Below are 16,447 nucleotides of genomic sequence, written 5' to 3' on the forward strand. Positions count from 1 at the left end.
TTAAGCGATATCGTTTATTTCTGCTATACTTTGTTTTTTGCCCATTCCTTCTTCATCGTAGATCTGAATTCTTGAGCTTATATTTAAAATAATTCCCAGCTGTAAGTAGGTTACCAGCATGGAGGTTCCTCCGTAACTGATCAATGGCAGCGGCTGTCCTGTCACCGGGATCAGATTCACAGCAACGGCTATGTTGACCGATAGCTGAATAAAGATCATTACCCCGAGACTGAGCACGAGCAACGATCCGAAAAAGGCCGGCATTTTACTGGCGATCATTACAATCCGTATCATCATGATCAGGTATAAACTGATCAGGAAGGCAGCTCCTATTACTCCATATTCCTCTACAATAACAGCGAAGATAAAGTCGGAGGCAGACTGTGGAAGCATTTGTTTCAATGCACTTTTTCCTGGTCCCATTCCGGTAATTCCACCATGAACGATGGCTGCTTTTGCCTGCATTACCTGATAATTTTTAGCTTTTACGCTTTCATCATCAACGTCTGCAGTTTTGGCTTTGCTGGAGGTAAAGGTTTCTATACGGCTCATCCATGTGTGAACACGGTTTCCGCCAATCATATTGGTATTCAGAGCAATCAGCAGGAAGAGTACAATGGCAACGAAAGAGGCTGAAATAAATCCTGCAATGTATTTCCAGTGAAGCTGACCGATAACGAGGACGATCACTGAAACCATCAGGATCATTAATGCGGTAGAACCATTATCCTTTGCCACCAATACAAATACAAGAAGGATCGGGCCGAAAATATACATGATATTCTCTATCGGCAGTCTTTCTCTTGTGATCTTTTTGGTCAGGTATCTGCACAGATAGATGATCAACATCAGGAAGGCAAATGAAGACGGCTGGAAGGAAATGGGTGTTCCCGGGATTTTCAGCCATCTGGAAGCACTGGCCCCGTCAATGGTCTGACCGGTAAACATTGTAACTATCAACAGAACAATCATTAAACCGAGCAGTATACTGCTGAGTTTTCCGATGTATTCATATTTTATAGTTCCTACAAGTCTCATAATGGCTAATCCTAAGACTACAAAGAACATATGCTTGATAACGTGACCTGTAGTGGTTCCGTTATTGACAATGTATTCGAGATTTGAACTTGCAGAGTAAACAGGGAAAATAGAGAAGATGGAGATCACAAGGATGACCATCCAAAGTACTTTATCGCCCTTTAGAAATTCAAATCTGCTTTCTGTGTTCTGTTCGTCCATATGTATTGTATTGATGTATGGGTGTACAGGTTGACTGTACTTTTTACATCTGATATTTTACTTTAATACCTGCTCTTTAAACTGGCGTCCTCTGTCTTCATAGCTTTTGAACAAGTCAAAGCTTGCGCAGCATGGTGAAAGAAGAACGGTGTCTCCTTTTTTAGCCAGTGATTTTGATATTTTCACGGCTTCTTCCATGCTTGAAGTATCATAAATAAATTCTTTTTTGTCTTTAAAGAAATCTATGATCTTCTTGTTATCTACTCCAAGGCAAACAATGGCCTTTACTTTTCTTTTGACTAAATCTTCAATTTCAGTATAGTCATTTCCTTTATCTAATCCTCCAACGATCCAAACGGTTGGAGTTTTCATACTTTCCAAAGCGTAATAGGTGGCGTTTACGTTGGTTGCTTTACTGTCGTTGATATATTTTACGCTGTCAATTTCAGTTACAAACTCCAATCTGTGTTCTACGGCCTGGAAGGTCATTAATGAATGTCTTATGCTTTCATTGTTGATTTTTAATATCTTACCGGCTATAGAAGCTGCTAAACTGTTGGCTACATTGTGATTTCCCAATAGAGACAATTCATCAACTTTCATTGCGAATTCGTCTTTCATTTTTACCACAATTTCATCATCATTGATAAAACCTCCTTCAGGTAGCTTCTCTTTGGTTGAGAAAGGGATCATTTTCGCTTTTATCTCAAGTTTTTCAAGAAGATTTTTGCTCATCTCATCATCTTTGTTGTAGATGAAGAAATTATCGTTTTCCTGATTTTCAGTGATTCTGAATTTTGCCAGCGCATATTCTTCATAGTTGTAGTTGTACTGATCCAGGTGATCCTGAGAAAGGTTCAACAATAAAGATATATACGGTCTGAAATTCTGAATATCATCCAGCTGGAAAGAGCTTACCTCCAGCACATAATATTCATGGTTTTCATCGGCAACCTGCTTAGCAAAGCTGTATCCGATATTTCCTCCTAAACCTACATTCAATCCGTCATTTTTCAGGATATAGTAGATCAGGGAGGTGGTGGTTGTTTTTCCGTTGCTTCCGGTAATGGCAATGATCTTTGCATCTGTAAATTCAGAAGCAAATTCAATTTCGGAGGAAAGTCTGATTCCTTTATCATGAATTTTATGGATGATCTCTGCCTTTTTCGGTATTCCCGGGCTTTTTACAATCCAGTCTGCATTTAAAATTCTTTCTTCGTCGTGGTTTCCTTCTTCAAATTCAATTTCATTATCGGTAAGAAACTGCTTATAGTTATCCTTAATGGCTCCTTTATCTGAAAGAAATACTTCCAGACCTTTCTTTTTAGCCAAATAAGCAGCGCCGCATCCGCTTTCTCCACCTCCTAAAACAACTATTTTCATATTATAAAAGCTTTGTGCTATAGGCTTTAAGCTTTACGCTTATTGCTTACAGCTTTTAATTTTTATCTCATTTTTAATGTGATCAGACATACAATTGCCAGTATTACGCCGATGATGATCATCCTGTTCACGATTTTACTTTCGTGAAAGCCTTCTTTCTGATAATGGTGGTGTAATGGTGACATTTTGAATAGTCTGTTGTTTTGGGCATATTCCAACCCGTATTTTCTTTTTCTGTATTTGAAAACAATGACCTGTAGCATTACAGACAGGTTTTCAATCAGGAAGATTCCGCATAATACAGGAATCAGTAATTCTTTTCTTAAAATAATAGCTAAAACGGCGATTACTCCTCCCAGCATTAAACTTCCGGTGTCTCCCATGAAAACCTGTGCAGGATAAGTATTGTACCAGAAGAATCCGATAACGGCACCTACCATGGCCACCGCAAAAATGGTGGTTTCTCCCATATTGGGAAGGAACATGATATTGAGGTAATCTGCAAAGATGATGTTCCCGGAAAGGTAAGCAAAAAGTGCCAGTGTGAGCAGTATAATGGCACTGGTTCCTGCAGCGAGGCCGTCAATCCCGTCGGTAATATTAGCTCCGTTAGAAACGGCTGTTACAATGAATATTACAATAGGGATAAAGACAATCCATGCCCACTCATGGGCATCTTTATCGTTCATCCAGAATAAAATTCCGCTATAATCGAATTCATTGTTTTTTGCAAAAGGAACGGTGGAAACCGTGATTTTTTCTGTAGGCATGAAGTTCTGCTCCACATTGTTTCTGTTCACCACTTTGGCATCTGCATATTTTCTTTTTACGGTAATATCCGGATGGAAATACATTGTAACTCCGACAATTAACCCCAAACCGACCTGGCCTACAATTTTGAATTTACCACTTAATCCGTCTTTATTTTTTTTGATTTTCTTTAAATAATCATCAAGGAAACCGATAGCTCCCATCCAGAACATTGAAACCAGCAGCAGAACAATATATACATTGGTAATTCTTGTAAACAGCAATACCGGAATGATGGTTGCCAGAATGATGATGAGCCCTCCCATTGTAGGGGTTCCTTCTTTCTGTTTCTGTCCATCAAGTCCAAGGTCACGTACCAGTTCTCCCATTTGTTTTGTTCTCAGGTAGTTGATCACTCTTTTTCCGTAGACAAGAGCAATGATCAGTGAGAGCAATACTGCCATCCCGGCACGGAAAGAAATGTACTTCAACATTCCTAATCCCGGAACATGGATGCCATGGCTGGTCAGATATTCGTATAGATAGTATAGCATGTTTCTGTTTTTTATTATTTAAAAATTTAATTTATTTAAAGATTTAAAGATTGGGCTTCTCAATATTTTCGCTTAAATACTTAATGAATTTTGATATGTTTGAAGAAACTTCTCTTGAAAGAGCAATAATTTCTTCTGCTTTATTTTCGTCACCTAATTTTAATCTTTTACTTACAATCAGCATGCTTTTTACTTCTGCACAGCTGCCTTTTGCAATTTTTAAATATCTAATAAATTGTCTGTTATTATTATATTCTGAGCCTTCTGCAATATTGTTGCTAATAGAAAAACTCGCTCTTTTTATCTGGTTATTAAATTCAAATTCTTTTTCAAAACTTTGACTTTGAAGAAAAATATAGACTTTTTCAATAAGATCTAAGCTTTTGATGTACACAGGAAAATTTTCAAAATTCTTTGTCATTATCAAATTTTTAAATCTTTAAATGAGTTCAATCTTTCAATCTATTTGGACATTAATTTCCAAAGCTCATTAATTACTTCTTTGTCATCAAAATGATGTTTTACACCATTGATCTCCTGATATGTTTCGTGGCCTTTTCCGGCAACTAAGACGATATCTTTGGGTTCTGCAAATTTGATGGCCATTTTAATAGCCTCTTTTCTATCCGGAATTGAAGTGTATTTGCTGAAGTTCTGGGGTTCAACGCCTGCTTCAATTTCTTTGATGATCTGTCCCGGATCTTCTGTTCTCGGGTTATCTGATGTGATGATTGCCAATGTTGATTTTTTAGTGGCAATATTTCCCATTTCAGGTCGTTTGGAGTGGTCTCTGTCTCCTCCGCAACCGAATACGGTGATTAATCTTTCGTTTTTGGTTCTTATATCGTTGATGCTGTCCAGAATGTTTTCCAAAGCATCCGGAGTGTGTGCATAATCTACGATAAAGAAAATTCCACCATCGGATTTGAAGGTTTCAAATCTTCCGGAAACTCTTTTTAATTTACTGATGGCCTGAAGAATTTCATCCTGCTCAAAACCAAGTTCAGCAGCAATTCCGAATACAAGCAGCAAGTTGTATACATTGAATTTTCCGGTTAATGTCGTCCAGAATTCTTTTCCGTTGAAGTTCAGCAGCATTCCGTTGAAATCTACTTCCAATAATTTCCCGTGATAGTCTGCCATTGTTTTCAAAGCATAAGACTTCTTTTTTGCCTTAGTATTCTGAAGCATGACGTTTCCGTTTTTGTCATCCACATTGGTGATGGCAGTAGCGGTATCTTCAAGTTCATCGAAGAATCTTTTTTTCGTTTTCAGATATTCTTCGAAGGTTTTATGATAATCTAAATGATCGTGGGTAAGGTTGGTAAATCCGGCTACTTTGAAATGAAGTCCCTCAATTCTGTTTTGAGCAATTCCGTGAGAGCTTACTTCCATGAAAGCAAATTCGCATCCTTTCTCCACGGCTTCCGCCAATATTTTGTTGATGGTGATCACATCCGGAGTGGTGTGGGTTGCCGGAATAATTTCTTCTCCAATTCTGATTTCAACGGTAGATAACAGAGCAGAATCATATCCTAAGTTTTTGAAAACATCGAAAAGAAGAGTAGAAACAGAGGTTTTTCCATTGGTTCCTGTAACTCCAATCAGTTTTAATTTTCTGGATGGATTTCCATAGAAGTTAGATGCAAGATGTCCTAACGTTTTAGCGGAATCTTTAACTTTGATATAAGTTACGTTTTCTGCCAGTGTTTCAGGGAATTCTTCACAAACAATTGTGGTTGCTCCTTTTTCAATGGAAGATGCAATGAACGAGTGCCCGTCCACCACTGTACCTCTCATAGCGATGTAAAGAGAGTTTTCTGTAACTTTTCTGCTGTCGAACACCAGTTCGCTTACCTCACGGTTTTCATCACCGTGAATTTCTACTACTGGAATTCTGTTTACTAATTCTGTTATTATCATTTTTATCAATAGGACTTTACCCTATCTTTTGTTAAATAGCCCCTTCGGGATTGGTTTTTCTAATTTTGCAGAGATAAATATATTCTCTGGTTCTTGCTGATCGTAGTGCCTTCCAATGGGAATTGTTCTTTGATTCTTCCTACTCCTTTATAGTCGACACGGTATCCTAAGTTTTCTAATTGTGGGATCACGTTTTTACCGATTAATCCTACTACATTAGGCATTTGTTTATCATTTACTGCCACTTTGACGTTAGGTTCCACCATTTTGCTAAGGTTTACCTTTTTGTCTACCAACATTTCTTTTTCAATATTCTGAGGTGTTTTCAGGAATGTTTTTCCTGCAATTTCTTTAAATACGGGTGCTGAAACGGGACCTCCATAAAAACCTATTGATGTATTAGGTTCACTTATCATTACATAACAGGTGTATTTCGGAGCATCTGCCGGATAAAATCCTGCGAATGAAGCTCTGTACTTCATAGGACCCGGAAGCCAGTATTCAAATCTTGCGGTTCCTGTTTTACCCGCCATTTTCAGGTTCGGGGTGAAGATGCTTCGTCCGGTTCCTTTTTCTACGGCTTTGGTCAGGGCGCTGGTTATCATTTTAATGGCTTTTTCTGACGCCATCTTATTCACGAGCACTTCAGGTTTTGACTGATACATCACCTTTCCGTCCTTCAGGATTTTGTCAATGAAAAGCGGTTTCAGCATTTTTCCGCCATTGGCAACTCCATTGTAGAATGTGGTCAGCTGTAATAGGTTGATGTTTGAAGAGTATCCATAAGAGATGGAGGCTAATGTTGCGGCATTCCATCTTTTATTTTCCGGGGTTACGATTTTTGGTTTCGTGATTCCGGGAAGCTCGATATCCATTTTATCAAACAGTTTCCAGCGTTTCAGGTGATCAAGGAAAATCTGCGGCTTTTCTGCATAATACTTTGTAATAAGCTTTGCAGTTCCCACGTTGCTGGATTTGGCCAACACATCACTGATATCATAGGTTCCACCGCCGTGTCCGTCAGAGATTCTCTGTTTTGCGTAAGTCCAGACTCCGTTTCCTACATTTACCGTTGTATTCTCATCGATGAATCCATCATCCATGGCTGCTAACAGCGAAATGGTTTTAAAAGTAGATCCGGGCTCGATATTATCTTTTAATGCATAGTTATAAGAGTCTTCATAATCTCCTGATTCTGTTCTTCTTAAATTAACCAGTGCACGTACTTTTCCTGTTTCAACTTCCATGACGATTACAGTGCCATGTTTTGCCTCATAATGGGTAAGCTGCTTCTCCAATGCGGAATGTGCAATGTCTTGAATTCTAAGGTCTAAGGTTGTGTAAACATCTTCGCCATCTACAGGTTCCTGAACTTTCCAGAAGTCGATTGGTTTCCACTGGGAAGAGTTGATTCTCTGTTCCAGTCTTTTTCCGTCTGTTCCTGTCAGGTATTTTGAGAATGCACCTTCAAGACCGGATTTAAGCTCTCCGTTGTCCATTCCGATGGTTCCGGCTCCGATTTCTGAAGTGGCCAGTTCTCTTTTATAGTTTCTGTCTACAATGAAACCTCCTTTATTTTTGCCTCTTTTGAAGATCGGAAATTTTCTGATTCTGTCGTATTGGTCAAAATCAAGTCCTTTTACCAGCGTGTAATACTGGTTTTTCTTTTTCTTCTGTTCGTCAAACTTCTGTCTGAACTCACTTCTTGGTTTTCCGAACATTTTGCTTAAAGAATCAGTAAGTGCTCCGATATTATTGGTGTACACCGTATCTTTCATTGTTTTGAAATCCAGATAGATGTCATAGCGCATTACGGTGGTTGCGAGAATAGAACCGTCAGAAGCAAACAGGTTACCACGGGCCGCTTTTAATGTGGCCTCACGGTAGTTTTTATTAATGTAATCGTCTTTGATCTCCTGAACGTTGGTATTCTGAAGGATAACAATTCTTGCCAAGAACATTACAAACACGCACAAAGCTACCACTGCAAAGAGGTAGCCCCATCGTAACGTTTTTTTACGTTTATTGTCGTATTCATTTTGCTTTTGCATCTGTACTGTCCAGTTTTATTAGCAATTTGTGAGGGTGGTTTTCCAGGGTCATCAATGAATCCCGGGCGACCTCTTTCCCCAGCTCTGATTCCATTTTTACTTTGATCAGCTTACTCTGGGCGTAAGCGTTTCTTGATTTGTATTCTTCTGTTTCTTCCTTTAAGGCGTTAACAATTTTAATTTTTTTATTGACGAGATGGTTGGTATAAATCATGGCCATCATCAGGACAAACAACAGGAGAAAATACTTGTAATGTATTTTGATCTCATCACGATTCAGAAAGTTTCCTTTTATAATGTCTATAAAAGTGAGTCTTTTCTGGGGGCGATTTGTTGTTCTCTTTGCCAATTTATTATGTCAATTTGCTTCGCAGTGAATTTACTTCGTGTCAATGGTCAATTTTATTTTGTTAAATGATTCACTATTGACGATTCGCTCATTCACATTTTATACTTTAATTCCCGTTCTCATTTTAGCACTTCTTGCTCTTGAGTTTTCTTCGATTTCCTTATCATCGGGAATGATCGCTTTACTCTTTACCAATTCGAATGCTTTCTTATAATTTCCGTAGATATCTCTTTCCGGTTCTCCTTCAAACATCCCGTTTTTCAGAAATCTTTTTACAAGACGGTCTTCTAAAGAATGGTAAGAGATTACTACCAATCTGCCTTCCGGTTTTAAAACATTATAAGCCTGAACCAGCATTTCTTTTAATACTTCAAGTTCCTGGTTTACTTCAATTCTCACAGCCTGGAAGAGTTGGGCATAGAATTTATTCACTTTGTGGGGCGGAATATAGCTGAAAAGCTTTTTCAGATCCTCTGTGGTCTCTATGCTTTTTGTTTTCCTGTGATGAACAATCTCTCTCGCCAGTTTTCTTGCTTCTCTCAATTCTCCATAGTGGTAAAAGATGTCTGCAAGTTCTTCTTCTCCATATTCATTGATCACTCTTTTCGCATCCAGATTCTGCATCACATTCATTCTCATATCCAAAGGAGCGCTGCTTCTTGTAGAAAAACCTCTGTCTGCTTCATCAAACTGGTGGGACGAAACGCCCAGATCAGCCAAAACACCGTCAATCTGATTGATTCCGTACATCAGCAATGAATTTTCCAGAAATCTGAAATTCTGATTTACCAATGTAAATCTGGGATCATCAATTGTATTTTTAAGTGCATCCAGGTCCTGATCAAAGCTGAACAGTTTTCCTTTGTCTGAAAGTCTGCTCAGAATTTCTCTTGAGTGACCTCCGCCTCCAAAGGTGCAGTCCACATATATTCCGTCAGGATTCGTCACCAAATCATCAACACTCTGCTTCAACAAAACGGGGTTATGATACATGCTTAATTGTGTTTTTTATTTAATACTTATATAATTAACAACCGATCCTGTTATTCTTCATCAAAAGAGCCCATTACATCTTCGGCCAGACTTGCAAAATCGGTTTCGTTGGTGGAAATAACCTTTTCATAGGCATCTTTATCCCAGATCTCGAAAAGCTCTCCTGCACTGGTAATCACAATGTCTTTGTGCAGGCTTGCGAAATTCGTCAGGTCTTTGGAGATCTGTAATCTTCCCGCATTATCCAATTCTGCTATTTTTACTCCTGCCGTAAACATTCGTATGAAATCAGCATTCTTTTTTATGAACCTGTTCAGTTTATTAATTTTGCCCATCAGTTTGTCCCATGCATTCATAGGGTAGACTTCCAGACAAGGTTGGAACACAGATCTTTTGACTACAAACGCCTTATCGTCGAAGTTCTCCATCTGTTTGATCAGAGAGGAAGGAACTTTTAAGCGGCCTTTGTCGTCAATTTTACACTCATATGTTCCAATGAAATTTTTCATTTGGGACAAATTTATATAATAATTTCCAAAATTTCCCACTTTTTCCCACTTTTTGACTCAATGTTAATAAGTTTTATTAAAGATTGAGTTTCAGGAACGTAATTTGCTGATATGTAGATGTTTGTTAAAACTGTTATTTAAGCCATAATAAAGCAGTTTTTAAAAAAAAAGTTAAAAAGAGGAATATTGTATTATTTTTATCTTAAATTAGGATAATCAAAATATTTTTGAGGTTTAATTTGTATTTTTGCAGGGCTTTATTAAGGCGATTTATGATATTTAGTACAAAAAAAGAAAAGAAATATTCCTATGTAGAGGCGGGGGAAGGACATCCATTAGTGCTGTTGCACGGGTTAATGGGTGGATTGAGCAATTTCGATAAAATGGTAGATTTTTTTTCGGATAGGGGATTCAAGGTGTTTGTTCCTCAGCTGCCGATCTATGATCTGCCGGTACTCAATACGAATCTTACCACACTCGCAAAATATATTATCAAGTTTATAGAAGGTCATATTTCAGGACCTGTCACTATCGTAGGAAACTCGATGGGAGGACATGTAGGACTCATCCTGACACTGGCCAGACCAGACCTGGTAAAAAATCTTGTTCTGACAGGTAGTTCCGGATTGTATGAGAGAACCTTCGGAGACAGTTTCCCAAGAAAAAACGACAGATCCTATATCAGAAAGAAAACGGAAGAGGTTTTTTATGACCCTAAAGTGGCTACTGAAGATCTTGTGGATGAAGTTTTTGCGGTGGTAAATGACAGGATGAAAGGAATAAAAACCGTAATGCTGGCCAGAAGCGCCATCAAACACAATATGCTGAACGATCTTCCCAAGATTGTAACACCTACCTGCCTGATCTGGGGAAAACAGGATAATGTGACACCTCCGGAAGTAGCGGAAGATATGCACAAGTTTATCCCGAATTCAGATCTGTTCTGGATTGACCACTGTGGTCATGCTGCTATGATGGAAAAGCCGGACGAATTCAATGAAATTCTGTACAGCTGGCTAAAAGATAAAGTTTAAAAACATAATAAATAACCATTAAGAGCTTTTCTTAGTGGTTTATTTTTCTAAAATACATTCAAAAAAATGGTTATTAAGACAGCAGAGTTTGTAAAGAGCAGTGGAAAGTGGCAGGAGTGTCCTGACCCGAATATTCCTGAGTATGCTTTTATCGGAAGATCCAATGTAGGAAAGTCATCCCTGATCAATGCGATGATGAATCATAAAGATTTGGCCAAAACTTCACAGACCCCGGGAAAGACCCAGCTGATCAATCATTTTCTGGTGAATGAGAACTGGTACCTTACCGATTTACCGGGCTACGGTTATGCAAAGGTTTCAAAAGTTCAGCGAAAGGATTTTGAAAAGCTGATCACGAACTATATTCTAAACAGAAGGAATCTGGTTAATCTTTTTGTTTTGGTAGATATAAGACATAACCCGCAGAAAATTGATCTGGAGTTTATCCAATGGTGTGGAGAAAGCGGAATTCCGTTTTCAATTGTCTTTACAAAATCAGACAAGCTAAAGCCAAGTGCTATCGTTAAAAATGTGGAAGATTACAAGGCTGAGCTTCATAAGACCTGGGAAGATCTGCCGGAACTCTACATCACCTCAGCAGAAAAGAAAGAGGGCGGAGATAAGATTCTTGATTTTATCCAGAAGACCAATGATTTTTTAACGAATAATAATATAAGCTTCGATGAGTAATATTATCTGGAAAATCAAGACATTTGAAGAGTTTACCGTTCCTGAGTTATATGCTGTATTAAAGGCTCGTATAGACGTTTTCGTTATTGAGCAGAACTGTCCTTATCCGGATTTGGATAATTATGATCAGAAAGCGGTTCATATCTGGGCGGAAGAAGACGGGCAGGTCTTAGCTTATTGTCGAGTTTTCGATAAAGGCATAAAATATGAAGAAACTTCTATCGGGAGGGTTCTTACTACAGAGCAGGCCAGAGGAAAAAGCTTAGGTAAATTATTGATACAATATGCCGTAGAAACGATTGAAAACCGCTTCCATACTCCTGAAATCAGAATTTCTGCACAGGATTATCTGTTGAGATTCTATAGCGGTTTTGGGTTTGAAGATACCGGGAAGAAATATCTGGAAGATGATATTCCGCATACGGAAATGATCAGAAAATAAAGAAAAGCGAGGAAATGTATTCTTCGCTTTTTTAATAGTTATATATGTTGAGTGTGTTTTTTATTTTCCTGAAATCGTTTTTAAGATAATCGGCTCCAGATTGGAAGGAAGATCAGCAGATTTGATCTGATAATTTTTAATTTTCATTTCTTTGAACCAGTTTTCCCAATATTCTTTGATGACCGCTTCTTCAAAAGGGTTTCCTTTTTCCGGATTGATTCCTAAAACAATAACCTCAAGATTACTCAAATTTTCATTTGCTATTACAAAGCCATAGCCATTTTTTTTGATAACATCTTTAAAACCGGAGTTCGTTAAATTATTGGCTTTTATAAGTTTGGTTGTTAAATAGGAAGTTCTGTATGAGTTTTCGTTTTTTTCTTCAAATTTGGTGTTTTGATGATACATATAACCGTCTGTCAAAATGAAAAGGATGTTTCTGTGATCATCTTTTATGCAATAGTCTTTCACCTTATTTTTGAAAAACTCCCAGATGTCGGACCCAACGTATTGTCCGTCTTTAATTGCTGAATTATAGATTTTTAAAGGTAATTCCGAATATTTTTTATCCACGGAAGCAAAATAGGTTCTTGGAGTATCTTTATTGAAAGAAACCTTCAGCTCCTTTGTCAGTTCATTCATTTTCGGATCTGCGGGTTCCGGGTTGAAGAATACCTGCATCTGATCGTCATAGGTGATGATTCTTTTTGATTTAATATGGTTTAAAAATCCTTTTTCAATGGCTTTGATATATTCCGTATCCCGCTGAAAATATTCCATCGTGGGATTGGGATTGGTTGAGGGATCAATTCTGTCTGAAAGATCAATTAAAATGCTGACATTGATATTGTTTGAGTCAACAGCAACAGAGCTTTTCTTTCCTATGTTTGTTCCTTCATTTTTTTCTTTAGAACAAGAAACCAGAGAAATTATCATAAACAAATACAATATTTTTTTCATAATCGTAATTTTACAAGGATGATAAATACACTAAATTTTGGTTGTCGGAATTAGCACCCACCATTTCCAGGTTAGTGTTGTAGGTGGCTATGCAGTCATCGATCATGGTTTGCTTTTCCGTTCTTGATACTGCGATTTTTTCACCGATAAAAGTGATCCAGCCCTGTACGTATTCCGAGGCGTAAAGTTTGTAATCTTTGGTCGGAATAATCACACCGTCAATGATGTTCTGAAGCTCCTCGATCCTTCCTCGAGTTTTGATAATTAATTCTTTTGTATTTCCGATATTGGCCAGAATTTCTTCGATTTCCTTTTTCAATACATTGATCTTTTCCTGAAAGAATTCAACCCTCTTCTGTCTGATTTCCTGTTCATTTTTAATCTTATCTTTCTCACGGTGTTCTTTCATTACAAAATCGAAAACCAGTCCCCAAATAATGTATACAATAAATCCTGCGAAAATAATTCCCCAAAACTGAATTTTGGTAAAAGCAATTTTAATATCAAATGGAGGGGATTCAAAAGTTTTGTTTAATTCATACAGTTTTGATTCAATTTCGTAAGCTAAAATGCAGTCGAAAATAAAGGTGACAATAAATAATAATCCCAGCTTGATATAATTGGCTCTGGTTTTATTCTCCCAAAACATGTGAATCAAATAGCCCAGCCCAAGGAAAACAAACGGAATCAAGGTTACAAAAGCTCCTTCAATAACTCCTTCGTTCCACGCCTTACTGAAAGCCTGTGCATCTAAAACACTTTGAATAATTGTACTTTTTGCATCAAAACTTTTGAAAAAAGCGGAATAAGAAGTTGAGATATAAAATGTTCCTAAATATAATGTAATGGGAATCAAAAGAAAAAGCCCGATCCAGAATTTCGCAGATGCTCCTCTTGTTGCTTTTACATTGTATTTTTCCGGATTTCTGGGAAGATCAAGAATTTCCGCTTTCAAATTTTCAATGGTATGCTGATGGTTTTCAACTTCTATATTTTTGCTTTTTAGCTGCTCCTCTTTCGTTTCCTGTGATACGGTGAGTGCCTTAATCTCAGTTTCTTTGTTTTTCTGTTCGTTGACGTAGGATTCTTTCAGCTTTTGCTGCTTTTCTACCATTTCTTTTTCTTCATTCTGAAATTTCGAATAAACGGCATCCAGGCAGATGGATAGGGTAGAGTGGTTTCCGTTTGTACGTGAGCTGTCTCTGTAACCTGATTCGTGGTAGGTCCTTTTACGGGTTTCTTCTAAAGATTCGTCATTAAGATTAATTTCGTTTTTGGGAAGAACCTCCTGTTGTGATTCTATCGGAACAGATTTTAGTTTAAATAAATTTTTTATGCTGATGGTATCCATGATGAGTTAGTTTTTTAATTCATATAAAATTTCGCTTTTGTTCTTTCCGATTTTTACGGATTCAATCAGATAATCTACAATGGCTGTTGCATTTTCTTCTACAAATCCAAACATCAGAACATATTTTTGCATGGCAGCATATTCATTTGGAGAAACAATTCCGTCTGCCCAGATCATTATGGTGAGATCATATAAATAATCTACTTTCTCCTCAATGGTCTGTGGTACCAATGATTTTAAATTGATTGGATTTAAAAGAATTTCATCTAAATTCTTGGATGGAATTCCTCTTTCTTCTGCACATTTATAGAGCATTTTTAATTCTAATGCACTGAAATCATCATCACAGATAGCCATTTGATACAGCCGTAAGAAATGAGCCTTGAGATTTTCAGTTATTTGATCGTTTTCCATAGGGTTACTCTTGTTTTGTTTTTTTAGGGTTAATGATCCTGTCTCTGGAAACAGTTCTTTGATGTATTGGCATTGTATGCTCTGAAGGTTCTTTGGGAACTTCTTCTTCCTTCTTTGGTTCTTTTCTTTCTATAAAATTGATCAACAGAAACAAAATTCCAGTTATGATATCAATCGGAATCCATATTCCTTTCCGATAGAAATAAAAAGGAATGATGGGATTGAAAAGAATGAGGATGACAAGAAATATTATACTGAAATAGTGTTGTTTAGAACTCAAAGTATTGTATAAAACCAGTAAAGCTCCAATGGAAACAAGAATTCTGAGAAAAGTATAATATTCTATAGGAAGTCTGAAGATACCGAAGAAACAGCATAACGCACAGAAGGTGAGAAATGGTTTCATGATGTTTGTTTAAAATCCTGTTCTGGGATTATATTTATGATTAAAACGGCTTTCAGACATAGAAATAAAGACGAAGAAATCAAAAAATGCAATGAATGCAGGAATAAAAGTCCAGCAAAATACCAGATACAGTATTCCCATCCCATTCTGACCTAAGTAAAACCTGTGAATGCCTAATCCTCCAAGGAAAAATGCAAGTAGAGCGGCAGTAGATTTTGATTTCATAATTTAAACTCTGGATAAGATTTCGTTCTTTTTTATTTCAAATTCTTCAGGAGAGATTATTTCATTTTCCTTTAGCACTTTTAATTTCTGCAATAAGGCAAAAGGATCTTCGTTCTCTATCAATAGGGTCTTTTTTTCCTGCTGAAATTGTTGAGGATGCGTGATAATGGGTGTGGCATTATTTACGGTAACGCCTCCTGCAGATGCTCTCAATGTTTCAAGACTTTTTTCTCTTCTCACCCCCCGCATTCTTTCTTCTACTTCCTGTGCAAACTGATACAGTTTTCTTGCCTGCTTTTTAGGCAGATAATCCATCATGTTAGTATAGTTTGCTGTTGTTCTCATTGTAAAAGTAGAGCCAACAATTCCTTCTTTGATATGGCAGTCAGCTATATCTACCCAATTATAGTCCTGAAAATCCATTGACAAACCGAAGGTTTTAGGCCTGCAGAAAATAATTCTTCTGTTGGTGAGGGCAATACAATCAGGAGATAAATTGATTACAGGTTTCTTCTGAACGGCTATATATTCTACGACTTCCTGTGAAGTAAGAAGGCTGTTGATTCTTCCCAAAAGCTTTTCAACAGCTTGAGGATCCTGTTCTTCATTTAAAAATTTCTTTAAGTTCATATTATTTTGTTTTTTGATTATTTTACAGCTTTATTGAAGATGTACCCCGTTTTTCCACTTGATTTGACCCGTACTTTATACCATGGACCTTCCTTTGAGAGCTGTATCAGTTTGGCATCCTTAGTTACTATTGTTATTACTTTAGACTGAAAGTTGGGTTTCTCGTAAACATTTGTTGTTGCAATGCCTGCAATGTACCTGTTGTTAGAGTTAAGATTGATGTTTGCCTTGTCAATAAATACTTTTGGAGGTTTACCGGTATGGGGCTTTGAAGACCTGTAGGAATCCGGGGATTTATGTTTTTTAGATTTGCCTTTCGAAGAACTTCCCGATGATAAACTTTTTCCAGAAGACCCGCCCCGACAAACCCCACAGGTTCCACCGCTGTTGCAGTGGCCACATCCAGAGCAATTTGAACAGGCTGTACAATATGCGGAACCTGTACATCTTCCGCCATGTCCTACATTGTCATTGGCTTTAAAACAGGAATTTAACATCAATATGCTGAAGGTAAGTATGATGAATGGGATTAGTTTTTTCATGG

The 16,447-nt window shown here is 37.4% G+C and carries 19 protein-coding genes; 3 read left to right on the forward strand and 16 right to left on the reverse strand.

The window, feature by feature from the left end; genetic code table 11:
- The 9 genes from ACTJJF_RS14120 to mraZ all read right to left on the reverse strand — a co-directional run bounded on the left by ACTJJF_RS14120 (position 1) and on the right by mraZ (position 9,751).
- Complete coding sequence (locus tag ACTJJF_RS14120) at positions 1-1,239, reverse strand: FtsW/RodA/SpoVE family cell cycle protein (protein ID WP_126652843.1); 1,239 nt, start codon at positions 1,237-1,239, stop codon at positions 1-3.
- Between the two features lie 57 nt (positions 1,240-1,296).
- Complete coding sequence (murD, locus tag ACTJJF_RS14125; protein ID WP_312297645.1) at positions 1,297-2,622, reverse strand: UDP-N-acetylmuramoyl-L-alanine--D-glutamate ligase; 1,326 nt, start codon at positions 2,620-2,622, stop codon at positions 1,297-1,299.
- A gap of 62 nt (positions 2,623-2,684) precedes the next feature.
- Positions 2,685-3,926, reverse strand: coding sequence for a phospho-N-acetylmuramoyl-pentapeptide-transferase (gene mraY / locus ACTJJF_RS14130; RefSeq protein WP_065399791.1), 1,242 nt, complete (start codon positions 3,924-3,926; stop codon positions 2,685-2,687).
- Positions 3,927-3,969: 43 nt separating this feature from the next.
- Positions 3,970-4,347 carry a four helix bundle protein gene (locus ACTJJF_RS14135; RefSeq protein ID WP_440700054.1) on the reverse strand — a complete coding sequence of 126 codons (378 nt, stop codon included), beginning with the start codon at positions 4,345-4,347 and terminating at the stop codon, positions 3,970-3,972.
- A 41-nt stretch (positions 4,348-4,388) separates the two neighbouring features.
- Complete coding sequence (locus ACTJJF_RS14140) at positions 4,389-5,849, reverse strand: UDP-N-acetylmuramoyl-L-alanyl-D-glutamate--2,6-diaminopimelate ligase (RefSeq protein ID WP_440700055.1); 1,461 nt, start codon at positions 5,847-5,849, stop codon at positions 4,389-4,391.
- Between the two features lie 59 nt (positions 5,850-5,908).
- Entirely contained in the window at positions 5,909-7,900 is a 1,992-nt protein-coding gene (locus ACTJJF_RS14145; protein WP_440700056.1) for a penicillin-binding transpeptidase domain-containing protein, read from the reverse strand.
- The gene (locus ACTJJF_RS14150; protein WP_002981890.1) at positions 7,884-8,249 is read right to left on the reverse strand and encodes an FtsL-like putative cell division protein; all 366 of its coding nucleotides are present in this window, start codon (positions 8,247-8,249) and stop codon (positions 7,884-7,886) included. The genes ACTJJF_RS14145 and ACTJJF_RS14150 overlap by 17 nt, the downstream gene beginning before the upstream one ends.
- A 99-nt stretch (positions 8,250-8,348) precedes the next feature.
- Positions 8,349-9,242, reverse strand: a complete 894-nt coding sequence (gene rsmH / locus ACTJJF_RS14155) for a 16S rRNA (cytosine(1402)-N(4))-methyltransferase RsmH (RefSeq protein WP_440700057.1) — start codon at positions 9,240-9,242, stop codon at positions 8,349-8,351.
- A gap of 50 nt (positions 9,243-9,292) precedes the next feature.
- On the reverse strand, positions 9,293-9,751 hold the full coding sequence (gene mraZ / locus ACTJJF_RS14160) for a division/cell wall cluster transcriptional repressor MraZ (RefSeq protein ID WP_440700058.1): 459 nt from the start codon (positions 9,749-9,751) through the stop codon (positions 9,293-9,295).
- Positions 9,752-10,023: 272 nt separating this feature from the next.
- On the opposite strand from mraZ, the gene ACTJJF_RS14165 reads away from it, so the two are divergent.
- The 3 genes from ACTJJF_RS14165 (at position 10,024) to ACTJJF_RS14175 (ending at position 11,917) form a co-directional block, all read left to right on the forward strand.
- Positions 10,024-10,785 (forward strand): alpha/beta fold hydrolase, encoded by a 762-nt coding sequence (locus ACTJJF_RS14165; RefSeq protein ID WP_312297652.1) that lies wholly within the window; start codon positions 10,024-10,026, stop codon positions 10,783-10,785.
- Positions 10,786-10,851: 66 nt separating this feature from the next.
- Positions 10,852-11,475, forward strand: coding sequence for a ribosome biogenesis GTP-binding protein YihA/YsxC (gene yihA, locus ACTJJF_RS14170; RefSeq protein WP_440700059.1), 624 nt, complete (start codon positions 10,852-10,854; stop codon positions 11,473-11,475).
- Entirely contained in the window at positions 11,468-11,917 is a 450-nt protein-coding gene (locus tag ACTJJF_RS14175; RefSeq protein ID WP_312297655.1) for a GNAT family N-acetyltransferase, read from the forward strand. The genes yihA and ACTJJF_RS14175 overlap by 8 nt, the downstream gene beginning before the upstream one ends.
- A gap of 60 nt (positions 11,918-11,977) precedes the next feature.
- On the opposite strand, the gene ACTJJF_RS14180 is transcribed toward ACTJJF_RS14175, so the two are convergent.
- From ACTJJF_RS14180 to ACTJJF_RS14210, 7 genes are read right to left on the reverse strand one after another with little or no spacing between them, the layout of a single operon-like run.
- On the reverse strand, positions 11,978-12,877 hold the full coding sequence (locus ACTJJF_RS14180) for a hypothetical protein (RefSeq protein ID WP_440700060.1): 900 nt from the start codon (positions 12,875-12,877) through the stop codon (positions 11,978-11,980).
- Between the two features lie 10 nt (positions 12,878-12,887).
- Complete coding sequence (locus ACTJJF_RS14185) at positions 12,888-14,228, reverse strand: beta-carotene 15,15'-monooxygenase (protein ID WP_312297659.1); 1,341 nt, start codon at positions 14,226-14,228, stop codon at positions 12,888-12,890.
- Between the two features lie 6 nt (positions 14,229-14,234).
- Complete coding sequence (locus ACTJJF_RS14190; RefSeq protein WP_312297660.1) at positions 14,235-14,642, reverse strand: hypothetical protein; 408 nt, start codon at positions 14,640-14,642, stop codon at positions 14,235-14,237.
- 4 nt (positions 14,643-14,646) lie between these two features.
- Positions 14,647-15,048 (reverse strand): DUF6804 family protein, encoded by a 402-nt coding sequence (locus ACTJJF_RS14195; RefSeq protein WP_440700061.1) that lies wholly within the window; start codon positions 15,046-15,048, stop codon positions 14,647-14,649.
- Positions 15,049-15,057: 9 nt separating this feature from the next.
- A complete protein-coding gene (locus tag ACTJJF_RS14200; RefSeq protein ID WP_312297663.1) occupies positions 15,058-15,273 on the reverse strand; it encodes a TM2 domain-containing protein in 216 nt (71 codons plus the stop codon).
- Positions 15,274-15,276: 3 nt separating this feature from the next.
- The gene (locus tag ACTJJF_RS14205) at positions 15,277-15,903 is read right to left on the reverse strand and encodes a PH domain-containing protein (RefSeq protein ID WP_312297665.1); all 627 of its coding nucleotides are present in this window, start codon (positions 15,901-15,903) and stop codon (positions 15,277-15,279) included.
- Positions 15,904-15,920: 17 nt separating this feature from the next.
- The gene (locus tag ACTJJF_RS14210) at positions 15,921-16,445 is read right to left on the reverse strand and encodes an SH3 domain-containing protein (RefSeq protein WP_440700062.1); all 525 of its coding nucleotides are present in this window, start codon (positions 16,443-16,445) and stop codon (positions 15,921-15,923) included.
- Positions 16,446-16,447 lie beyond the last annotated feature (2 nt).

This window comes from Chryseobacterium sp. 22458 (assembly GCF_052044975.1).
In the GTDB taxonomy this organism is placed as follows: domain Bacteria; phylum Bacteroidota; class Bacteroidia; order Flavobacteriales; family Weeksellaceae; genus Chryseobacterium.